The following is a 19,889-nucleotide window of genomic DNA, read 5'->3' as shown; positions in this document are numbered from 1 at the left end:
TACAAACACATATGAGGCAAAAAGGGGGATCGAGACTACAGACTCGATGCCCCTTTTCTATGAACACTTTTCTCAAATAAAGGAGGAAAGCGCACCGATGACCCAGGCAGATCCCATCATCTTAGATGGCCACTCCCTCACCTTGCAAGCTTTTCGCGAAGTGGTTCTTCACGCTCGCCCTGTGCGTCTTCACCCCGATGCTATCCAGCAGATGAGCCGTTCTCGAGAAATGGTGGAATCGTTGTTAAAAGCCGGTGATACCGTTTATGGAATTACTACTGGCTTTGGTAAATTTAGTGACACCTTAATCGACCACTCCCAAGTACAAGATTTGCAACGCAACCTCATCGTGAGTCACGCCTGCGGGGTGGGAGAACCCCTGTCGGAAGAGGCTGTCCGCGGGATGATGCTCCTTCGCGCCAATGCCCTTGCGAAAGGACATTCTGGTATTCGACCCATCGTTGTTGAACGACTACTCACCTTCCTCAATGAAGGCATTCATCCCATCGTTCCCAGTCAAGGCTCCCTCGGAGCAAGTGGTGACTTAGCTCCCCTTGCTCATATGGCATTGCCATTGATCGGAGAAGGAATGGTTCAATTCCAAGGAGAAAAACAAGAAGCTCAGGTTGTTCTCCAAAAACAGAACCTTACACCGCTTGTGTTAGAAGCTAAAGAAGGACTCGCCTTGATCAATGGTACTCAGCTGATGGCGAGCCTCCTTTCCATCTCTTTGTTAAAAGCAGAGGAGCTCATCAATGCCGCTGACATCATCTCAGCCTTAACTGTAGAAGCATTGAACGGGATTCCCCATGCCTATCATCCTCTTCTCCATGAAGCTCGTGGCCAGGTGGGGCAAATCGCTTGTGCCACTCAACTCAGAAACTTGCTCCAGGGGAGTGAGCGAGTTACCCAACCTGGTGAAAAGCGCGTACAGGATGCTTACAGCCTCCGGTGTATCCCTCAAGTCCATGGGGCAAGCCGGGATACCTTTGTCCATGTTAAACACATTGTGGAACGGGAACTCAACGCCGCAACCGATAATCCCTTACTTTTTGCTGAGGAGAGGGAAGTAATTTCCGGAGGCAATTTCCATGGCCAGCCCCTCGCCTTAGCGGCCGACTTCCTCTCCATCGCTATGGCAGAGCTTGCTAACATCTCTGAACGCCGTACTGAACGGTTGGTCAACCCTCAGCTATCGGGGCTCCCTGCCTTTTTGACCCAACAGGGCGGACTTCACTCCGGGTACATGATCCTCCAGTATACTGCGGCTTCTCTCGTCTCGGAAAATAAAACCCTCTGCCACCCTGCTTCGGTGGACTCCATCCCCTCCTCGGCTAATCAAGAGGATCATGTGAGTATGGGAGCTTTCGGTACGCGCAAATTGCACCAAGTCATCCGTAACGTCACCCATGTCCTCGCCATTGAATCCATCTGCGCTTCCCAAGCCCTCGAATTTGGCACAGGATTGTTAGGAGCAGGTACCCAACCTGCCTATGATCATATCCGCAAGGTCATCCCCCCTCTTGGTGATGACCGTGAAAGCGGAGCCGATATGGTTGCGGCTGTAGTGTTGATCCAAAGCGGCCAGCTTCGCCAAGTCGTTGCCTCCCATTTAAGTGGGTAAAAGCTTCAGCTAGTCGTGCATGATTAACCCAACGCGGGTCGGATTTTAAGGTTAAATAAACGTACACGTAGTGATTTCCTCATATTTCTTTGGTACGGACCCGTAATCCAATGTGCCCATCCTGTCCCTAGAAAAAACGACAACACCCTATACTAAAACCCCCGCTTTTGGTGTGATAAGCATAGCGGGGGTTTTAATATGAACCACCATCACTCATTGAATGTGCCCACCAATTTTTCCCGCCCGATCGGTAAATACACTTGCCTCCGATAGAGATTGCGCCAAAAAGATACTTTGCGTGCCAAACCGATCACGTATCCCATCAATCGCTTCAGCCAGTTGATACTCTTTATCCTTTGCCTTAAATAAATCCAACTGAACCGCATCGTCGGGGACAAGATTACTTAGCGTAATACCGACAAGACGAACCGGTTCTCGATCCCAGTGTTCAGACATCAGTTGAACAGAAGCATGAAAGATATCGCGACCGATATTAGAGGGATCGGGTATGGTGAGGGAGCGATAAACCGAACGAAAATCCGCATCCTTCAATAAGAGGGAAACTGTCCGACCCACACGTTTCGCACGGCGGGCACGGGTGCCTACTTCTTCTGCTAACTCTCTGAGAACAACTTTAATCTCACTCTCCGTAACATAGTCTCTCGAGAGCGTAAACTGATGTCCGATGGATTTACATCCGTCAAGCGTGTGGGGGTCCACCGGACTATAATCGATCCCATTGGCCGATTGATGAAGGACTCTTCCTATTACACCAAATCGTCGTGCAAGCAATTCGGGGTCTGTATCAGCCAAATCACCAATCGTACGAATCGCCATGCGTTGAAAATGTTGCTCCATTCGCCCACCCACACCAAAAAGCTTCTTTATCGGAAGGGGCCATATCCGCTTAGGCACATCGTCAGAGGTGAGTACCGTCAACCCCCATGGTTTTTGAAAACCGGCTGCCATTTTGGCTAACAATTTGTTGGGACCTACCCCAATGGAACAAGGAATTCCTTCTTCTTGCGAAATCCGCTTCTGCATCAGTTTCGCCGTATTCTCTCCATCTCCAAATAATTGTTCACAACCCGTAATTTCAGCAAAGGCTTCATCAATGGAGAAGGGTTCAACCAGAGGCGAAAATTCCTTCATAATCTCTACAATGCGAGTGGATACCTCAATATATGTTTTCATACGAGGCGGTACTAAATGAGCCTCTGGACATAGCCGATGTGCTTCGCCAACAGTCATTGCCGTTTTGACTCCATTTACCTTTGCTTCATAGGATGCGGCTAAGACGATCCCATGACGACGTGCGGGGTCTCCACATACAATAATAGGCTGACCTTTTAAAGCCGGATTTATTGCTTGTTCTACACTTGCATAAAAGGAATTCATATCCGCCAGTAAAATGATTCGTTTCTTTTCTTTAGTCTTCATAGGGCTCCTCCACACCAATAATTGAATGGAATGGTATCCACCGAATATCCCTACCGTTACGCATTTTCACCCTCTGTTCATGAAACGCAATCCGCTCTATAAAACCACAGAAGGTTTCAGCACCATATTTCCCCGCAATAGTAAGCAGGATCGGCCGTTCTTCTTCCATGGCCCATCCGATCCTCCGGCTCATTTGCTCAAGCTCATCCTCATCAATCTTCGGGGGGATAATCTCCTCCTGGTGCCGGCGCTTCTCCCATAAAGCATCTTCGTGTTGAGGTAAAATGATTCGATGCCCCTCCCACAACTTGTTCCCCCGATGGATTCCCTTCACGTCTGATCACCTCAAATACAGTATATAAGAATATATGTTCGTATTATACTTCCAAAATAAGGTGACGTGACAAAAAGAGCAGGTGGGAGGCGTTTTCTTCCCACTGCTCTTTTTAAAAGGGTACCCCACCCATATTTTGGGGCAGATGCATGATAAAATTCCAGTAGACTCCCTCTCCCATCCTCCTTACTCATCCGGTATAATAGGAACGACCGTCATCTTTTTCGACGGTTTTTTCGTTTTTGATCACCTATATTTCCCAACCAACACTATAATGGAATTATATCGAATCAAGCAGTCGATTAGCCGAAAAATGGAAGATGGCCTTGCCTTCACACTTCTGGATAATTGGCACGCCTGATATCAAATCATTCGTTATAACTCTTTGATAGAGGAGGACCTCCATTGAAGCCGCTGGATCTGTTACATAAAGTATATGGATTTACCTCTTTCCGACCTGGTCAGGAAGTCATTGTCGAGAGCATCCTTGCTGGTCACAATACCTTGGCAATCATGCCCACAGGAGGGGGGAAATCTGTCTGTTATCAGATTCCTGCCCTGATGATGGATGGGCTATCCCTCGTTGTCTCTCCATTGATCTCTCTGATGAAGGATCAGGTGGATCATTTAAATCAACTAGGGATTCCTGCTGCCTATATCAATAGCACCTTGTCAGCGAAGGAGATGCAAACCCGATTAGCTGATGCAGCCCGGGGAGTTTATCGCCTTCTTTATGTCGCTCCTGAACGATTGGAATCGGATCGCTTTCGCCAATTATTATATCAAGTGCCCTTATCCTTAATTACAATTGACGAAGCTCACTGTATCTCCCAATGGGGACATGATTTCCGACCTAGCTACCGCTCCCTGGCACAATGGATTAGCACCTTAGTACAGCGTCCCATCATTGCAGCTTTCACTGCCACAGCCACTCAGGAAGTGCGTAACGATATTGCTCAGCTCCTCTCCTTTCAGCCAAAACATATCTTTGTCACCGGAGTCAAGCGGGAAAACCTTGCCTTCTCTGTTTTCCATGGAGAAAACATCCGTGACTTTGCCCTCCAGTATCTTCGTGAACACCCGACAGACCCTGGCATCTTCTACTGTGCCACGCGGAAAGAAGTAGACGGACTTCATCAATTTTTAAGGAGTCGTGGGTTTTCTGTCAGTAAGTATCATGCGGGTCTCACAGAAAATGAACGCCAGCAAGCCCAGGAGGATTTCTCCTTTGATCGGGTGCAAGGAATGGTTGCAACAAACGCCTTCGGGATGGGGATCGATAAGTCCAATGTCCGCTTCGTCATCCATTGTCAGATGCCCCGCAATTTAGAGTCCTATTATCAGGAGGCGGGCCGAGCAGGACGTGATGGAGAGACAAGTGAGTGCATCTTACTGTTTAGCCCTTCCGATGTACAAACCCAGAAGTATCTCATCGAGCAGTCTCATATGGCACCCCAGTTAAAGCAAAATGAACATCAAAAGTTAACGGAGATGGTTCGTTACGCCCATACCCAAGCCTGTTTACAAGAAACCTTTGCTCTCTACTTTGGCGACCAACCAGGAAAGTCATGTAGCAATTGTAGCAACTGCCTAGATGAAGGGGAGCGAACAGATGTCACTGTGGAAGCACAGAAGATTTTCTCCTGTGTGAAGCGGATGCGTGAACGCTTTGGTGTCTCTCTGACAGCTAAGGTATTAAAGGGTTCTGCAAGTAAGCGGGTAAAGGAGCTTGGGTTTAACAAGCTCCCTACCTATGGATTACTAAAGGGATATACGGAAAAGGATATCGTTCATCGGATTCAGGTATTAACCGCAGAAGGCTTTCTCCGCGTAACTGAGGATGAGTACCCTGTATTGGCGCTCACCACCAAAGCCATCGATGTGCTACAAGGTAAGCAATCAGTCCTCCTCCGTGTGAAAAAGAAATCGACAACTACCGCTACACCCGTACATCAAAATCTCTTTGAAACGCTTCGTACTCTGCGTAAAGAGCTCTCGACTACTGAACAAATACCACCTTACATGATCTTTCCAGATAGTACTCTGACTGATCTTGCGCGAATATGTCCTATTGATCGTGAAGGGATGCGAGCAATCCGTGGGGTAGGTGAACGGAAACTAGAAAAGTATGGAGAAGCTTTCCTCACCGCGATCCGTACTTATATCGAAAAAGAAGGAATCACTCCGACTGCCTCTCCTACTCCATCTGGATCGTCCCCTTCAGATGAAAAAGAACCAAACCAGAAAGAGCCAAGCCACCTCATCACCTGGAGAATGTGGCAGAAAGAAGGCCACACTTTAGATGAAGTAGCCGCCACACGAGGGCTCACCGCTACCACTTTGGATAATCACCTCCTTCGCGCTTCCCAGGAAGGACACCCTGTTGATTGGAATCGCCTGATCCCCCAAGATCAGGAACCTATGATCCTAGCAGCCATTGAGCAGGCCGGAGGAACTCAACTACGACCCATTAAAGAACAGTTACCTGAACCGATTTCCTATACAACGATTAAAGCAGTATTAGCCAAACAAGCGGAGAAAAAATAAAAACTCCCTATAGAATAAGGAGTCAGGCCCTATATGGAAAATGAGGGGTTCGGTCAATTAAATTTTGCCCTCCTAAAATCCATTCTAAGCGCTTTTGTGATGAAGGACAGACCGGTTCGTTTCGTACCCCCTAAAAATAAAGAAAGTACCTCTTCGTTAAAAAGGGGTACTTTCTTTTCTTATCGAACTTCCGGATCATACATGAACCGGAACTGGCTTAAAATCTAGATAATCACAGGAGACGAGTTGCAGATGTACACCTTCATAGTCCCCAACAAAAGCATCTCGATGGGAACGACCATGCAAATGACCATACAAACAAGTCTTTACCTCGTACTCCTGCATCACTCGCATAAAATCCGAATTCGACACCTTCGGCGTTGCTGGTGGATAGTGTAACATCACGATTCGTTCTTTTTCCGGGTATTGCTTGGCCGCTGTGGAAAGAGCCATCTCAAGACGACCTACCTGACGATCATAAATCCGACGGTCCGAGCTTTCATCCCATCCTGGTTCGCCTGGTAAATTCCAACCTCGTGTACCAGCGATGACATACCCTTCAGCGATAGTGCAATCGGCATCAATCCACTCCATTCCTTCAGGGAGCATGTGACGCACCTTTTTTTTACTTTGTGCATAGTAACAGTGGTTGCCTGGTGAAAGAATTTTCCGACCAGGAAGTGCATTGATCCAATCAAAATCATAGCGAGCCTGCTCTAAGCGTAAGGCCCAGCTGATATCCCCAGGGATCAATACTGTATCTTCTTCACTAACGGTCTCTAACCAAGCATCTCGCACGCGGTCATAGTGAAAATCCCAACCAAAGACATCCATCGGTTTATCGATATCTTGTTCATGATCAATGCCGGTCAACCCGACTGGTTTATTAAATGAGAGATGAAGATCGCTAATCGCAAACAAGCTCAAATCAAGTCCACTTCCTTTGCACACATGAATCAGCGTTTATCATTATAACATGTTCCACAGCCCTAAAGCCAAGAACCCGTTCACATGGCCCTGTCCACCCTCTCAACGGCTTCATACAATAACTGTACGATCTCATAAACTGGAGGGGATAACCCCGTGACAACGCCCTCTTACCTATATGTAGCACTGGGAGACTCCATCACCGAGGGCTACTCAGCACCCAATCGCCAGGGGTTTGCTACCCAATTGTCACGACGTCTCAATGAACATATCGACTCCTTCTCCTTAGTCAACACCGGAAAAAAAGGACTAACGAGTGGCCGGTTGGCCTCCATCCTTACTTCATCTTCTCCTCATGCCCACGCCGTTTCCCAAAGCTCTCTTCTCACATTAAACATCGGGGGAAATGACCTGATCCACGCTTATGTTAAATATTTTTTATTTGGAAACATGTCCATCTATGCTCGTACCATACACACCTACAAAAATAACCTACACCAGATTTATAAACAGATTCGGCAGCTAAGCCACGCTCCCCTTTATACTCTTAATCAATTTAATCCTTTTCCTCAATCGCGAACCGCCAATACATGGATTCCCTTACTTAATAAAGCAACTGCCGAAGTATCTAGCACATGGAATGTCACTATAGTGGATATAGGTGAACTCTTTCGTAATCGGGAGCCTAAACTGATCCACCAGTATCGGACAGGTCGCCTTACTGATATTCGTTTTGGATCAGGAAGTTATCCCGTTCATCCCAATCGCTTAGGTCATCAAGTAATCACTGATGCTCTGTGGGAAACCATTATAGGACAAAAAAATTCCCGCACCGGATAAACTGGATGCGGGAATTTTTTTAGTTAAAGAGTTAGGAGCAACCCGTTGTTCCTCCACAATCAAGGCAGACATAGCAGGAACCATTCCGCTTGGTCATTCCCCCACAATCGATACAAAGGGGAGCGCCTGATGAGGCTCGGATCGCATCCAGATTGTCCTGGGGAGTCTCGATACTCCCTGTCACTTCCACATATCCCTGCTCCACCTCCGCATGGGCGCGTACAGGGGTTTCAATCGCTTCATCCTTTTGAGTCTCGATGGACTCATTACGCCGCCAACGATTATCATAGCTTCGCAATTCCTCTTGCTTTGGTGGCACCTGAACAAAATCCGTTCGACCAAGATACTCCATCCCAAGCAATCGGAAGACATAATCGATCACACTCGTCGCCATTTTGATATTGGGGTGGCTGACGGTACCCGCAGGTTCAAAACGGGTGAAGGTCATCGAATTAATATATTTCTCCAAGGGGACACCATGTTGTAAACCTAGTGAAACGGCTACAGCAAAGGCATCGAGCATCCCTCTCATTGTTGAACCTGCTTTATGCATATCGATGAAGATCTCACCCAAGCTTCCGTCTTCGTACTCTCCTGTGCGAACAAAAATCTTTTGTCCGGCTACACGTGCCTCTTGGGTAATTCCTTCCCGCTTTCGCGGCAAGCGCCGACGCATACTAGGAACGTGTCCCTTCGCATATACTTCTTTGCTCGAGGCTATCGAAGCACTCGCTACAGCTGCCTTCTCCGTAGATACTAGTGCCGGGGTTTCTTCTTCTTCATCTTCCTTCTCATCACTCTTTGAATTAAGGGGTTGGGAGCTTTTAGAACCATCCCGATACAGAGCGACCGCTTTTAAACCAAGTGTCCACCCTTCATGATAGGCGAGTTGGATATCCTCCAACGATGACTCATGAGGCATATTGATCGTTTTAGAAATCGCTCCTGATAAGAAAGGTTGAGCCGCCGCCATCATTCGTAGATGTCCCATAAAGTGGATAAACCGTTTCCCGATTCGACCACAGGGATTCGCCGTATCAAAAACAGGATAATGTTCTTCCTTGAGATAGGGAGCCCCTTCCGTTGTCATCCGACCACAGATAACATCGTTGGCCTCTAGGATTTGAGCCTGGGTAAAGCCAAGGGCTTTCAGCAGATTAAAGTCCGGAGCTTGGAACTGTTCAGCAGTAAATCCAAGACGGTTCATCGTTTCTTCACCCAATACCCAACTATTAAAGGCAAAGGGAAGTTCAAACACCGTCGCTAACTGGTCTTCAACCTTTTTTAGATCTTCCTCGGTGAAGCCCTTTGCGAACAAGCTATCTCGGTTGATATGGGGGGCACCCTCTAAGCTAAACGTACCTGTGACATAAGTCAGAATTTCCTGGATTTGCGTTTCTGTATAACCCAAGGTGTGTAAAGCTGGGCGAATCGACTGGTTAGCGATTTTAAAATACCCACCCCCGGCCAATTTTTTAAATTTTACGAGGGAGAAGTCCGGTTCTACCCCAGTTGTATCACAGTCCATCAGCAGACCAATCGTTCCCGTAGGTGCTAATAAGGTAGTTTGCGCGTTACGGTAGCCATATTGCTCACCCCAAGCAAGTGCTTGATCCCAACTATTCCGGGCCGCTTCTAAAAGTTCTGGTGGACAATGGGTCGGATGGATTCCCATGGGTTGTACCGTCAAGCCTTCATACTCCTCAGCAGGTACATGATAGGCTGCACGGCGGTGGTTACGAATGACACGCAACATATGCTCCCGATTTAATGGGAAAGCCTTAAAGGGTCCTAGCTCCTTCGCCATTTCCGCAGAAGTCGTATAGGAAACCCCAGTCATAATCGCAGTAACCGCTCCAGTCACAGCAAGCGCTTTTTCTGAATCATAGGGAATTCCCGAGACCATCAAAACGGTACCGATATTGGCATATCCAAGCCCCAGGGTGCGGTATTCATAGGAAAGCTGAGCAATCGCTTGGGAAGGATACTGTGCCATCATGACAGAGATCTCCAATACGATGGTCCACAAGCGGGAAGCATGTTTTAACGCTGGGATATCAAAGGCGGCTTTTTCTACATCAAAAAACTTGATCAAGTTTAATGAGGCTAAATTACAGGCAGTATTGTCCAGGAACATATACTCCGAACAAGGGTTGGAGGCATTGATTCGATTGTGGCGAGCCCCATACTCCCCATCCATCCCTGCTGGACTGGTATGCCACTCGTTGATCGTGCCATCATACTGCAAGCCAGGATCAGCACACTCCCAAGCAGCTTGTCCAATCTGACGCCACAATTCGCGGGCTGGGATCTTCTTCGCTGTCTTTCCATCCATTCGCTGTTTTAGTTCCCAAGCACCATCCTCTTCAAGGGCTTCGAAGAAGGAATGAGGGGCACGAACGGAGTTATTGGAGTTTTGTCCAGAAATAGTCTCATAGGCTTCACCATTAAAGGATGGATCATAACCCGCCGCGATAAGCGCACGAACCTTTTTCTCCTCATTCGACTTCCAATTGATAAACTCTTCCACATCAGGGTGGTCTAAATCTAGGGTAACCATTTTTGCAGCTCGCCGGGTCGTTCCCCCCGATTTGATCGCACCTGCTGCCCGATCGCCAATCTTCAGAAAGGAGAGTAACCCTGAGGAGGTGCCACCACCAGAAAGGGATTCGCCTTTTCCTCGAATGCTCGAAAAGTTTGTACCTGTGCCACTACCGTACTTAAAGAGGCGTGCTTCCCGCACCCATAAATCCATAATCCCGTCTTCATTGACAAGATCATCGTCGACGGATTGGATAAAGCATGCGTGGGGCTGGGGACGAGTATAGGCATCTTTTCCTTGCTTTAGCTCCTCTGTCTCCGGATCCATGTAGTAATGACCTTGAGCTTTACCCGTGATGTCATAGGCATAAGTTAAACCTGTATTAAACCATTGGGGGGAGTTGGGAGCGGCCATTTGGTGCAACAACATATAAACCAATTCATCATAAAAAGCTTGCGCATCTTCTGCTGTATCAAAGTAGCCATTCTGCTCTCCCCACTCTCGCCAGCACCCAGCGAGGCGATGGATCACTTGACGTGCACTCTTCTCAGAACCTAGCACCGGATTCCCCGACTCGTCCAATACGGGTTTCCCTTCGGCATCTACTTGAGGAACTCCCGCCTTACGAAAATACTTAGAAACCATGATATCTGCGGCTACCTGAGACCATGCCTTGGGCACCTCGGCACCAAGCATTTCAAAGACGATAGACCCATCTGGATTCGTAATGCGACAGTCCCTTTCCGTATACTCCACGCTTTGGAAAGGATCTTCTCCCTTGTGAGTAAAGTGACGCTGGATTTTCAACCCTAACTCCCCCTCTTCCAATCTCTCAAAATCGAACAAAATCGCAATATATAGACTCATTCTTATTATACCACTACTATATATAGAAAAAAACCTGAATACCGCTGATTAACATCGCACCAGCTCGTCTCCATCCGACCAACAAGGATTTTCCTTCCATATCGGACGAATTTGAGATTTGCATTCTTGTTATTTTCATCAGGATAGTTGCTAACTTATGCAAGATGATGCAAACTAGTAACAATTCAGCTAACTTAGGAGGTATCCATCATGACCATCCTTTTTAATGATCAATTAACTGAACGCAATGATGTAACCATCGATATTGAAGATCGTGGCTATCAGTTTGGCGACGGAATTTATGAGGTAATTCGTGTTTACAATGGGAAAGCCTTTTACCTTGAAGAACATATTAAGCGCCTTGTACGAAGTGCCAATGAACTCCGTATCGCTCTTCCTTATCACGAAGACCGTCTCACGTCTCTTCTGGAAGAATTGGTTACACGTAATCAACTTATTGAAGGGAATATCTATCTACAAGTTAGCCGTGGGGTTGCCCCTCGCTCTCATCCTTTTCCCGAACATTCTAAGGCGGTCATTATCGGTTATACCTTCGATGCTCCTCGGCCACTCTCTTTACTGGAAAAAGGGGTTGCTACGATCCTGACAGAGGACATTCGCTGGCTTCGTTGTGACATCAAAAGTCTCAATCTACTAGGTGCCGTCCTTGCTAAACAAGAAGCGGTAGAAGCGAGTTGCCAAGAAGCTATTCTCCATCGGAATGGAACCGTAACCGAAGGAAGCTCTACGAATGTAGCCATCATCAAAGAGGGAATCCTCTACACTCATCCAGCAAATAATCTCATCCTACATGGCATTACTCGAAACGTAATCCTTGAACTAGCTAGAGAGCTAGGAATTCCAGTCCGTGAAGAAGCCCCTACAAAAGAGGAGCTCTTCGTAGCAGATGAGGTCTTTATCACGAGCACCACAATGGAAATCGCCCCCGTTATCTCCATCGACGGGAAGACGATTGGCTCAGGCACTCCAGGACCTTTAACCCGACAACTTCAGGAGGCTTTTGAGGCCAAAATCCCTTCCTAATTCCCTAAGGATTTTGAGACCGACATATCATCACACGAAAAACCCCTGTCATCTAGACAGGGGTTTCTACTATATGAAATTAACAATGATAGCAATTACTGATCAAAAAGTGTCAACCCCGATTGACTCAAGATGGTAATCGACCGTAAAGCGATGGGACCATCGGGTTGATGTTGGACTTGTTTTTCCAAGGACCCTTGTTTAACTCCCACTGAAAATTCCTGGGTATTTCCGGCAATGGATACTGAACTTTTTCTATCAGGAACCCATCCACTGCTCATCTTGCCCGAAGCTAACTGTTGGAGATTGTAATCCAATCGAGATAACTCCAACCGTCCACTATGTAGCCAATTGAACTGATAACGGCTTCCATCGGCATTTTCCATCTCCATACGCAGTGGATCACCATTAAAGTCCTCTGCTCGCTTGAAGGAGAAGTTATTTTGTCCTGGTTTCAGGTTTACTCGAGAATCCGAATCAAGATTAAATCGTTTTCCATCGATGACACCCGTCCCCTCCATCAGTGTCCATGGAGAATCTTTCATCCACACATCAGCAACAGACTTTGCGTCTTGAAGCTTAGTGATGGCTGGTTGATTAAAGCTGGTGCCCTGTTGACCTTCAAGAGTTATTTTAAAGATCGAATCCATCGGAACTTTCCCGATAGCTACCCATTGCTTGTTCGTCCCTTTTTCTGTTAAAGAAACACGGAAGGGTTGATTCGGTACATAGTAAATATCGACTATATATTTCTTTTTGGGTTGAATACGGAAGTTGTCCTTTGAATTTGCCATTTTGAATGTTTCACCATTGACATACTGATAAAGTTGCAAACCACCTTTGTCATCTACCCGCAGGCCAAAATCCGACTCGACATTTTCCGACTCCAAGGAAAGAGAGAAAGGGGCATGATCCGCTTGAGTCAATTCTCCACGAACACGGAACGTCCCTTGTACCGATGGAGGCAATGTCTCAGTCCGGGTCTTTTGCCGCTGAAAAATAACATTATCAAAGGTCGCACGACCTTTTGGTTTAGAAAGTTGCGCTTCAGCCTGTTTCTCTTCCCCAGCAATGGCACTGCCCTTATCGCCAAAAACCTCTAGCCCAACCAATAAACCGACGATAGCAACCACTGCAACTGCACTTGGTAACCAGTATCTCCAGCTCTTACTCTTACCCCTACGCGAAGCCGAAATTTTGCGGGGAAGCGTCACTGCTTCAGCAGCTTCCAACACTTCCTTCATTGGTTTCTCCAAGTCCATCGCAGAGAGAACAAGGCTTTTCAATTGTTGTGGTAACGCTTGAATACCCTTCTCTTTCTCTGGGTTCTCCGGTCGTTTTTCCAGCTGAAAACCAGTCAACAAGAAATATAATAGATAGCGCCATTTTTCTTCGCCATTATCCTTGTTGAAAGGATCAAAGCTGATGAATAGAGCGTATGGCCTGTTTTCTTCTAAAATGATGTTACGCGGATCCAATGTTGTGAAGATAGGAGGTGATATCTCAGACAAACGGACTGCTGTACGTAACAACTGCCGATAGACAGTAAGCGCACGGATCGGCTCCATCCCTTTACGTGGTAAAACCATGAAAGAGAGAGGTTCGCCACCTAAGGGTGGATGTACCAATACGATCCGATCCTCTTCCTCAATCACATCGAGAACCGGTGCAATATGTTCACGTTGAAGTCCGGACAAGAGTTCCATAGAGCCAGGCGGTAATGGCTTATCCAAAGGAATCTCCTGTAAAAAGACCTGCGCCCCATCTGGCGATTTAGCTGAAACCAGCTGGCCAGAATAGAATGTTACAGCATCTTCCACCTGGAATCTTTCATAATATCGGCCTTTCTTTATACCCTGGGACTTCATTCCACTTACCTCCTAAAACAACCAGGAATTAAATGGTTATTTGTTAGTTAATCCTATGTTACATTATGACATAAACACCCTTCATTCAACAGAGGAAAACTCAAAAAATCGAAAAAAATCCTAAAAATCCCCCAATTCTCTTAAATTAACCGCTCACCGACAATTCTCTCCCCTTTCACCTCCTCATGATGTGATCCAACCCTCTCCCCATCTCTTTTAAAAAAGAAAAGGAGAGAGATTCGTCTGGGATATACAGTATTTAAATTTCCTTATATTAGATAAAAGCCATGCAACCAGGAGCGAGCAGCATTCTATTTCCATAATTTTTTCTAAAAACCAGATACCTCCATCTGAAGCCGTTTGAATTCCATAGGACTTCTCTCTTAAAGACCATATAATCATGGATTTAATCCACAACAGATTTACCTGAAGGTGTGTTAACTCTCTTAGAATCAAGGATCAGCCAGGATGCTGCAGCTGCAGAAGGCTTACTCTTTGGTTCATCTGCTCGGGAACGGTCCAATCGTTTTTGTGTCAGTTCTTCTAGCACACGATCAACCTCTGCAAGTAACTCTTCTTCTGTATAATCCTTTTCCAGCATATCAAGCGCTAATTGACGAATCAGCCGAGGGACCCGACGAAGGTTTTTTCTTATATCTCGGCTTTGATCCACCACGTTTTGCGGGTATTCCCCCGTTAATAGGTAGTAGAGTAGACTCTTACCTTGGTCATTTTGGGGAAGAGTAGTATGGTTTTTTAAACCACAAAATAGTACAAAGGGTTCATCGTCATATATACAGATGTTACGTGGGTCCAATGAGGTCCACATCGGCATGGGAAAGTGGCTAAGATCCACTTGAACCTGAACCAGTTTACGAAACAAAGTTATCGCCTGCATGGGACTCATCGACTGCTCTTTATTCACCACATATGTAAGCGGTTCACCTGAGAAATCAGGATGCACCAAAACTACAGCATCCTCCACTACGATCACATCGATCACAGACAATAGACCAGGGTGTTTAATACAACATAACTTCCCCTCCGCATCTGGTGGCAAGGAACGAATTAATTTCATCTTCTGGAGAAGCACCTTCGCTCCATCCGATGAATGAGCCTCGATAAACTGACAGTTAAAGGAGGTCAGTACATCTTCTGTTTTAAAACGTTCACAAGAATGAAGAGGACGCTCCGTCTCTTGAGCCATAGAAGTACCCCCAATCTCTTCCCTATGAATACTTTTAGAGGTTTCTCTCTCCAATGCTCAAAACTGACTTTCAGGTCAGTTTTGAGCATTGGAGAATTGCCTTCATCCCATACTCTCTTTTGGAAATTAGATTACCGAAAACAGCAGGCTGGGTCAAGGTATTCTACTATAAAAAAATAGACACCGATTTTCGGTGTCTACCATACGACTATTCTTCTCTTTAGCCTCGAGTTTGCCCTGTTCCATACATTCGGTATTGATAGGATGTCATCTCTTTAAGGCCCATCGGTCCTCGGGCATGTAGTTTTTGAGTGCTGATGCCAATTTCTACACCAAAACCAAACTGCCCCCCATCTGTAAATCGAGTCGAGGCATTGTGATATACTGCTGCCGCATCTACTCCAGTTAGGAAAAGCTGAGCCGTGGCAGAATCATCGGTAACAATCGCTTCCGAATGATGTGTACCATAGCGATTAATATGGGTTAATGCACTCTCCAAAGAATCCACGATCTTCACAGCAAGTACTTTATCAAGAAATTCTGTTTCCCAATCCGATTCTACCGCTGGCTTGACCTGTGGGAAAATCTTTTGGGTTTCTGGGCATCCACGTAGCTCTACTCCTTGTTCCGATAAGAGATGACATAGCTCCACTAGATACCGATTTGCCCACTCCTGGTGTATGAGTATGGTTTCCACGGCATTACAAACCGCTGGACGATCGATTTTAGCATTCATGACAATATTGGTTGCCATTTCTGGTTCTGCAGCTTGATCCACATAAATATGGCAGTTACCTACTCCTGTCTCTATTACAGGAACAGTAGATTCTTTTACCACCCGACTGATCAAGCCTGCTCCACCCCTTGGTATAATCACATCGATCAAACCATTGGCCGTAATCATCTCCTGGACAGCTGATCGCTTTAAATCCTCTACCAATTGAACAGCTTCAGATGGAACTGCGGTTTCTTTAAGGGCTGCTTGGATTACCTTTGTCAGGGCTAAATTGGAATGAATAGCAGAGGCACTTCCTCGTAACAAAATCGCATTCCCTGTTTTCAAGGCAGTCCCTGCGGCATCGCATGTCACATTTGGGCGCGCCTCGTACACCATACCGATCATACCCAGAGGCACACGAACTTTATCGATACGAAGACCGTTGGCAAGGGTACTCGTATCCAATACTTCTCCGATAGGATCCTCTAGGCGAGCTAGATCCCGAAGACCCTCTGCCATCTCATCCAATCGCTTTTCTGTTAACGTAAGTCGATCGAGCAATGCTTGGGATACACCTTCCTCTATGGCTCCTTTACGGTCCTGCTCGTTCGCCTGCAAAATCTCCTCTTTTCTCAGGCTGATCTCTTCAGCTACCTTCATGAGCGCCTTATTCTTCTCTTCTTCTGTTAACGTTGCTAGTTGACGAAGCACCAATCGTCCCTTATGAGCCTTTTGTCTCACATCCGAAGTAATCATCGATCCCTCTCCCTTTCCACAGATGGTTACCCTCATTCAATACGTCAATCGGTCGTTTCCAAAGCATTCTCCATTGATGTAGATACCCAGTCGTTTCGATGAATGACTTCCTCGGGAAAATAGCGAGGTTCCTGCTTAAACACCTCCTCTGATCGCTTTCCTTTCACCTTTGCGAGCCACTCTGCAGGGTAACGAGACATTCCACGACCGATTGGAGTTCCTGTAGGATCGATTACGATAACAATATCACCTACTTGAAAGTCGCCTTCTACCTTAACCACTCCGATGGGAAGAAGGCTCCTTCCTTCCTCTAAAAGGGCCCGAGCCGCTCCTCTATCTACATGCACCTGACCCGCAGGTCCTGAGTGAAGAGCAATCCAGTGCTCTTTACGACTTATACGCCTTGGTGATGCTACAATCGTCGTCCCAGTTTCCTGATGGATGAGCATCTTAAACATCCAATCACTTGCTGGCTGTTCTGTACCAATATGCGCTCGTACACCTGCTTCCGTCGCCATCCGTACAGCCACCAGTTTCGAGCGCATTCCCCCACTGCCAAAAGCGCTTTTACTATCATCGAGTTGTTGAAGCAGCTCCTCGTCCACCTTATCTAACATTGGAATCCGACAAGCTCCAGGATACTTATGTGGATTATCCGTAAATAGGCCATTGGTATTGGTCACAAGAATCATCTCATCCGCTTGCAATAAACCTGCGACCAGAGCCGCTAGGGTATCGTTATCTCCCCAACAGATTTCATCCACTGCCACGGAGTCATTTTCATTGATAATCGGTACCACTTCACGCTTCAAAAGGTAATTCAAGGTATGAAGGGCATTGAGGTATCGACTACGGTTATCAAAATCACTTCGCGTGAGAAGTACCTGGGCGCAGCTTATGCCTTTGGCAAAGAAGTGTTCACGATAGCATTGGATAAGCGCTCCCTGCCCAACAGCTGCCGCTGCCTGTTTCCCTGCTAATGTTCGAGGTCGTTCGGTAAGCCCCAGCTCATGAAAACCCGCTGCAATCCCACCAGAAGAAACGACGACTACGTGGTACCCCTTCTTTTTTAGCTCCACGATGCCAGCTACGTGATGGGCCAATCGTTGTTCATCCAATTGTCCATTCTCATTGGTGAGAGAAGATGTTCCAATCTTCACCACCACGGTTTGACGATCCATGGTTAACTCCTCCTTTCCCATACAAAAAAGTCCCCTTCGTCCAAGGACGAAAGAGGACTCTTCCGCGGTACCACCATTGGTTGGCACGTGTTAACCATCACGTACCCGCTCATGCGACAATTTGTCGCCTTTCCCGATAACGGTGGGAGCCGATCCGTTTTTACAAACGGCCACATCGAGAAGTGGGTTCAGACAGACATCCCCACGAAACCTTCCAGCCTATGGGTTTCGCTCTCTGCATGGTTGGTTAAGTCCATCCTACTAACTTCTGTCTACACGTTTCTCTATTCACTATCCGCTCATAGTTTGTGTATGATTATGCAATGGGGAGCACTTTGATGTCAAGTACTTCCCATTGCTTTTTCGATCACAATTGCTTTTCAAATTGTACCGCATCAAAATTTTGATCGGGCCAACGGATTACTCCAACCTTCTGATATCCCAACTTCTCATAAAGGGAAGGAAGCCAGGGATGATCCTTGGCTGTATCCAAGTAGATGCCATGACGTCCACGCTTACGGGATCGTTCCTCCGCGTAATCAATTACCTTCTTCCCCAGACCAAATCCTTTTAGGTCTGGGGAAATGCTAAACCAGCCGAGATGATCCATGTCATCTGAGTGATTTTTTAAGCGAACCGTTCCTTTTATGCATCTCTCATGATTGACCAGCACAAAGACCTCATGTTGGCGCACATTCTCCTCAACTGTCTCTAAGGACACATCTGTCGCTTCCATGTTATATCCCTGTTTTTTGATCGGGCGATACGCTTGATGTAATTGTTTTTGTATCGATAACGCATCCTGTAGTGTTGCCTTGCGAATCGTCCACATGCTCTCTTCCCTCCCGCCAACCCCGTTCAGTTTCGCTCTAGGAGCTTTTACTGGGGAATTATAACCTCCTGACAAGAAGGTGAAAACAGAGTTAACAAATCTGACACTATTTCTTCAAATTCCATTCATTGCATCCATAGCGGGATTGGGCTAACTCCCGGGCTAACTCCTCTTCGTATGCTGTTAGTTTGCCCGGAACGAGCTCTACATCCAACCCCTTTGCAAAACCTTGTTGGAAAGCATCGATTGCTTCCGCCATCGAAACTGGCTGATCTCGCAAATCATTGATAGCTACCGCTTTCGTCACGAAAATTCGCTTCAGCTTCTCCTTCACTTTGGCCGAAGGAAAACGCAGAATATCAAACAACAGATCGACATCCATATCCAAAAGAATCGACCCATGTTGTAGGATCGCACCACGTTGCCTAGTTTGTGCACTCCCTGCGATTTTGCGTCCTTCTACTACCAATTCATAGTTTGATGGAGAATCAAAGCATGCAGCCGATCCAAGGGACTTATACTTGGCTTGTTCCTCTTTTGTATCAAGAGGCACCATTTCTCCCTCTAAGCCTAGATTGCGAAACCCTTCAAGTAAACCTTGGCTAATTACTCGGTAGGATTCGGTGACTGAAGTAGGCATCCCTGGATACTCCTCACTTAGAGTCACACTATAAGTGAGCTCCTGATCATGGAGGACTGCACGTCCCCCTGTCAGACGACGCACAAAACCGACACCCTTTTCTTTGATTACATCCCTATCCACTTCTTTATCTACCTTTTGAAAATATCCGATGGAAAGGGTCGCTGGATTCCAGCCATAAAAACGAATCGTTGGTGGGGTCTTCCCTTCACTATGAGCGATGAGAATCGCTTCATCGATCGCCATATTCTCCGCACTATTTTTCATTCCAGATTGTATTAGTCGCCACTGGTTACCTGTCATCGTGAGATCCTCCACTCTTACTTAGCAAAGTTATGCTCGATATGCTTCCAAGTTAATCTCACCATTGTAGCGTAGAACGATATCCTGGACAAATCCGAGGAGGGGTAGGCATTTCGTTAAACTAAAATAACTAACTGTACAAAGACAAAAATATCTTCTAAAAAGAATTTCTTCACGCACATCGAGACCGATTATAATCTAGCAAATAAATAAATTAAT

14 protein-coding genes are annotated in these 19,889 nt (G+C 46.5%); 4 read left to right on the top strand and 10 right to left on the bottom strand.

What is annotated here, in order from left to right; genetic code table 11:
• The first annotated feature begins 97 nt into the window (after window positions 1-97).
• Window positions 98-1,624: a histidine ammonia-lyase gene (gene hutH / locus BLV90_RS03245; RefSeq protein WP_091736296.1), complete on the top strand. Its 1,527-nt coding sequence runs from the start codon at window positions 98-100 to the stop codon at window positions 1,622-1,624.
• Between the two features lie 213 nt (window positions 1,625-1,837).
• On the opposite strand, the gene dinB is transcribed toward hutH, so the two are convergent.
• Window positions 1,838-3,064, bottom strand: a complete 1,227-nt coding sequence (gene dinB / locus BLV90_RS03240; RefSeq protein ID WP_091736077.1) for a DNA polymerase IV — start codon at window positions 3,062-3,064, stop codon at window positions 1,838-1,840.
• Window positions 3,054-3,398, bottom strand: a complete 345-nt coding sequence (locus BLV90_RS03235; protein WP_091736074.1) for a YolD-like family protein — start codon at window positions 3,396-3,398, stop codon at window positions 3,054-3,056. The genes dinB and BLV90_RS03235 overlap by 11 nt, the downstream gene beginning before the upstream one ends.
• A gap of 405 nt (window positions 3,399-3,803) precedes the next feature.
• On the opposite strand from BLV90_RS03235, the gene recQ reads away from it, so the two are divergent.
• Window positions 3,804-5,945: a DNA helicase RecQ gene (recQ, locus tag BLV90_RS03225; RefSeq protein WP_091736067.1), complete on the top strand. Its 2,142-nt coding sequence runs from the start codon at window positions 3,804-3,806 to the stop codon at window positions 5,943-5,945.
• A gap of 195 nt (window positions 5,946-6,140) precedes the next feature.
• Here recQ and BLV90_RS03220 read toward each other — a convergent pair whose 3' ends face one another.
• Window positions 6,141-6,872, bottom strand: a complete 732-nt coding sequence (locus BLV90_RS03220; protein WP_177167873.1) for a metallophosphoesterase — start codon at window positions 6,870-6,872, stop codon at window positions 6,141-6,143.
• Between the two features lie 156 nt (window positions 6,873-7,028).
• Here BLV90_RS03220 and BLV90_RS03215 point away from each other — a divergent pair, with 156 nt between their 5' ends.
• Entirely contained in the window at window positions 7,029-7,712 is a 684-nt protein-coding gene (locus BLV90_RS03215; RefSeq protein ID WP_091736060.1) for a GDSL-type esterase/lipase family protein, read from the top strand.
• Window positions 7,713-7,743: 31 nt separating this feature from the next.
• Here BLV90_RS03215 and BLV90_RS03210 read toward each other — a convergent pair whose 3' ends face one another.
• The gene (locus tag BLV90_RS03210) at window positions 7,744-11,121 is read right to left on the bottom strand and encodes a vitamin B12-dependent ribonucleotide reductase (protein ID WP_091736057.1); all 3,378 of its coding nucleotides are present in this window, start codon (window positions 11,119-11,121) and stop codon (window positions 7,744-7,746) included.
• A gap of 207 nt (window positions 11,122-11,328) precedes the next feature.
• On the opposite strand from BLV90_RS03210, the gene dat reads away from it, so the two are divergent.
• A complete protein-coding gene (dat, locus tag BLV90_RS03205) occupies window positions 11,329-12,165 on the top strand; it encodes a D-amino-acid transaminase (RefSeq protein ID WP_091736054.1) in 837 nt (278 codons plus the stop codon).
• A gap of 95 nt (window positions 12,166-12,260) precedes the next feature.
• Here dat and BLV90_RS03200 read toward each other — a convergent pair whose 3' ends face one another.
• The 6 genes from BLV90_RS03200 to BLV90_RS03175 form a co-directional block, all read right to left on the bottom strand.
• On the bottom strand, window positions 12,261-14,033 hold the full coding sequence (locus tag BLV90_RS03200; protein ID WP_091736052.1) for a hypothetical protein: 1,773 nt from the start codon (window positions 14,031-14,033) through the stop codon (window positions 12,261-12,263).
• A 406-nt stretch (window positions 14,034-14,439) separates the two neighbouring features.
• Entirely contained in the window at window positions 14,440-15,240 is an 801-nt protein-coding gene (locus BLV90_RS03195) for a serine/threonine-protein kinase (RefSeq protein WP_091736049.1), read from the bottom strand.
• A 220-nt stretch (window positions 15,241-15,460) separates the two neighbouring features.
• Window positions 15,461-16,714, bottom strand: a complete 1,254-nt coding sequence (locus BLV90_RS03190; protein WP_091736046.1) for a glutamate-5-semialdehyde dehydrogenase — start codon at window positions 16,712-16,714, stop codon at window positions 15,461-15,463.
• A 44-nt stretch (window positions 16,715-16,758) separates the two neighbouring features.
• Window positions 16,759-17,895 carry a glutamate 5-kinase gene (gene proB, locus BLV90_RS03185; RefSeq protein WP_177167872.1) on the bottom strand — a complete coding sequence of 379 codons (1,137 nt, stop codon included), beginning with the start codon at window positions 17,893-17,895 and terminating at the stop codon, window positions 16,759-16,761.
• Between the two features lie 367 nt (window positions 17,896-18,262).
• Window positions 18,263-18,727, bottom strand: a complete 465-nt coding sequence (locus tag BLV90_RS03180) for a GNAT family N-acetyltransferase (RefSeq protein WP_091736040.1) — start codon at window positions 18,725-18,727, stop codon at window positions 18,263-18,265.
• A gap of 106 nt (window positions 18,728-18,833) precedes the next feature.
• Entirely contained in the window at window positions 18,834-19,670 is an 837-nt protein-coding gene (locus BLV90_RS03175; RefSeq protein ID WP_091736036.1) for a lipoate--protein ligase family protein, read from the bottom strand.
• Window positions 19,671-19,889 lie beyond the last annotated feature (219 nt).

The sequence above is a fragment of the Marininema mesophilum genome, from assembly GCF_900106775.1.
GTDB classification, from domain to species: domain Bacteria; phylum Bacillota; class Bacilli; order Thermoactinomycetales; family DSM-45169; genus Marininema; species Marininema mesophilum.
Note: the sequence above shows the minus strand (reverse complement) of the source record. Positions and strands in the feature narration are given on the sequence as shown.

Coding starts and splice junctions, on each gene's coding strand:
- hutH (WP_091736296.1), top strand. CDS start 98: ATGACCCAGGCAGATCCCATCATCTTAGATGGCCACTCCCTCACCTTG.
- dinB (WP_091736077.1), bottom strand. CDS start 3,064: ATGAAGACTAAAGAAAAGAAACGAATCATTTTACTGGCGGATATGAAT.
- BLV90_RS03210 (WP_091736057.1), bottom strand. CDS start 11,121: ATGAGTCTATATATTGCGATTTTGTTCGATTTTGAGAGATTGGAAGAG.
- BLV90_RS03200 (WP_091736052.1), bottom strand. CDS start 14,033: ATGAAGTCCCAGGGTATAAAGAAAGGCCGATATTATGAAAGATTCCAG.
- BLV90_RS03195 (WP_091736049.1), bottom strand. CDS start 15,240: ATGGCTCAAGAGACGGAGCGTCCTCTTCATTCTTGTGAACGTTTTAAA.
- BLV90_RS03190 (WP_091736046.1), bottom strand. CDS start 16,714: ATGATTACTTCGGATGTGAGACAAAAGGCTCATAAGGGACGATTGGTG.
- proB (WP_177167872.1), bottom strand. CDS start 17,895: ATGGATCGTCAAACCGTGGTGGTGAAGATTGGAACATCTTCTCTCACC.
- BLV90_RS03180 (WP_091736040.1), bottom strand. CDS start 18,727: ATGTGGACGATTCGCAAGGCAACACTACAGGATGCGTTATCGATACAA.
- BLV90_RS03175 (WP_091736036.1), bottom strand. CDS start 19,670: ATGACAGGTAACCAGTGGCGACTAATACAATCTGGAATGAAAAATAGT.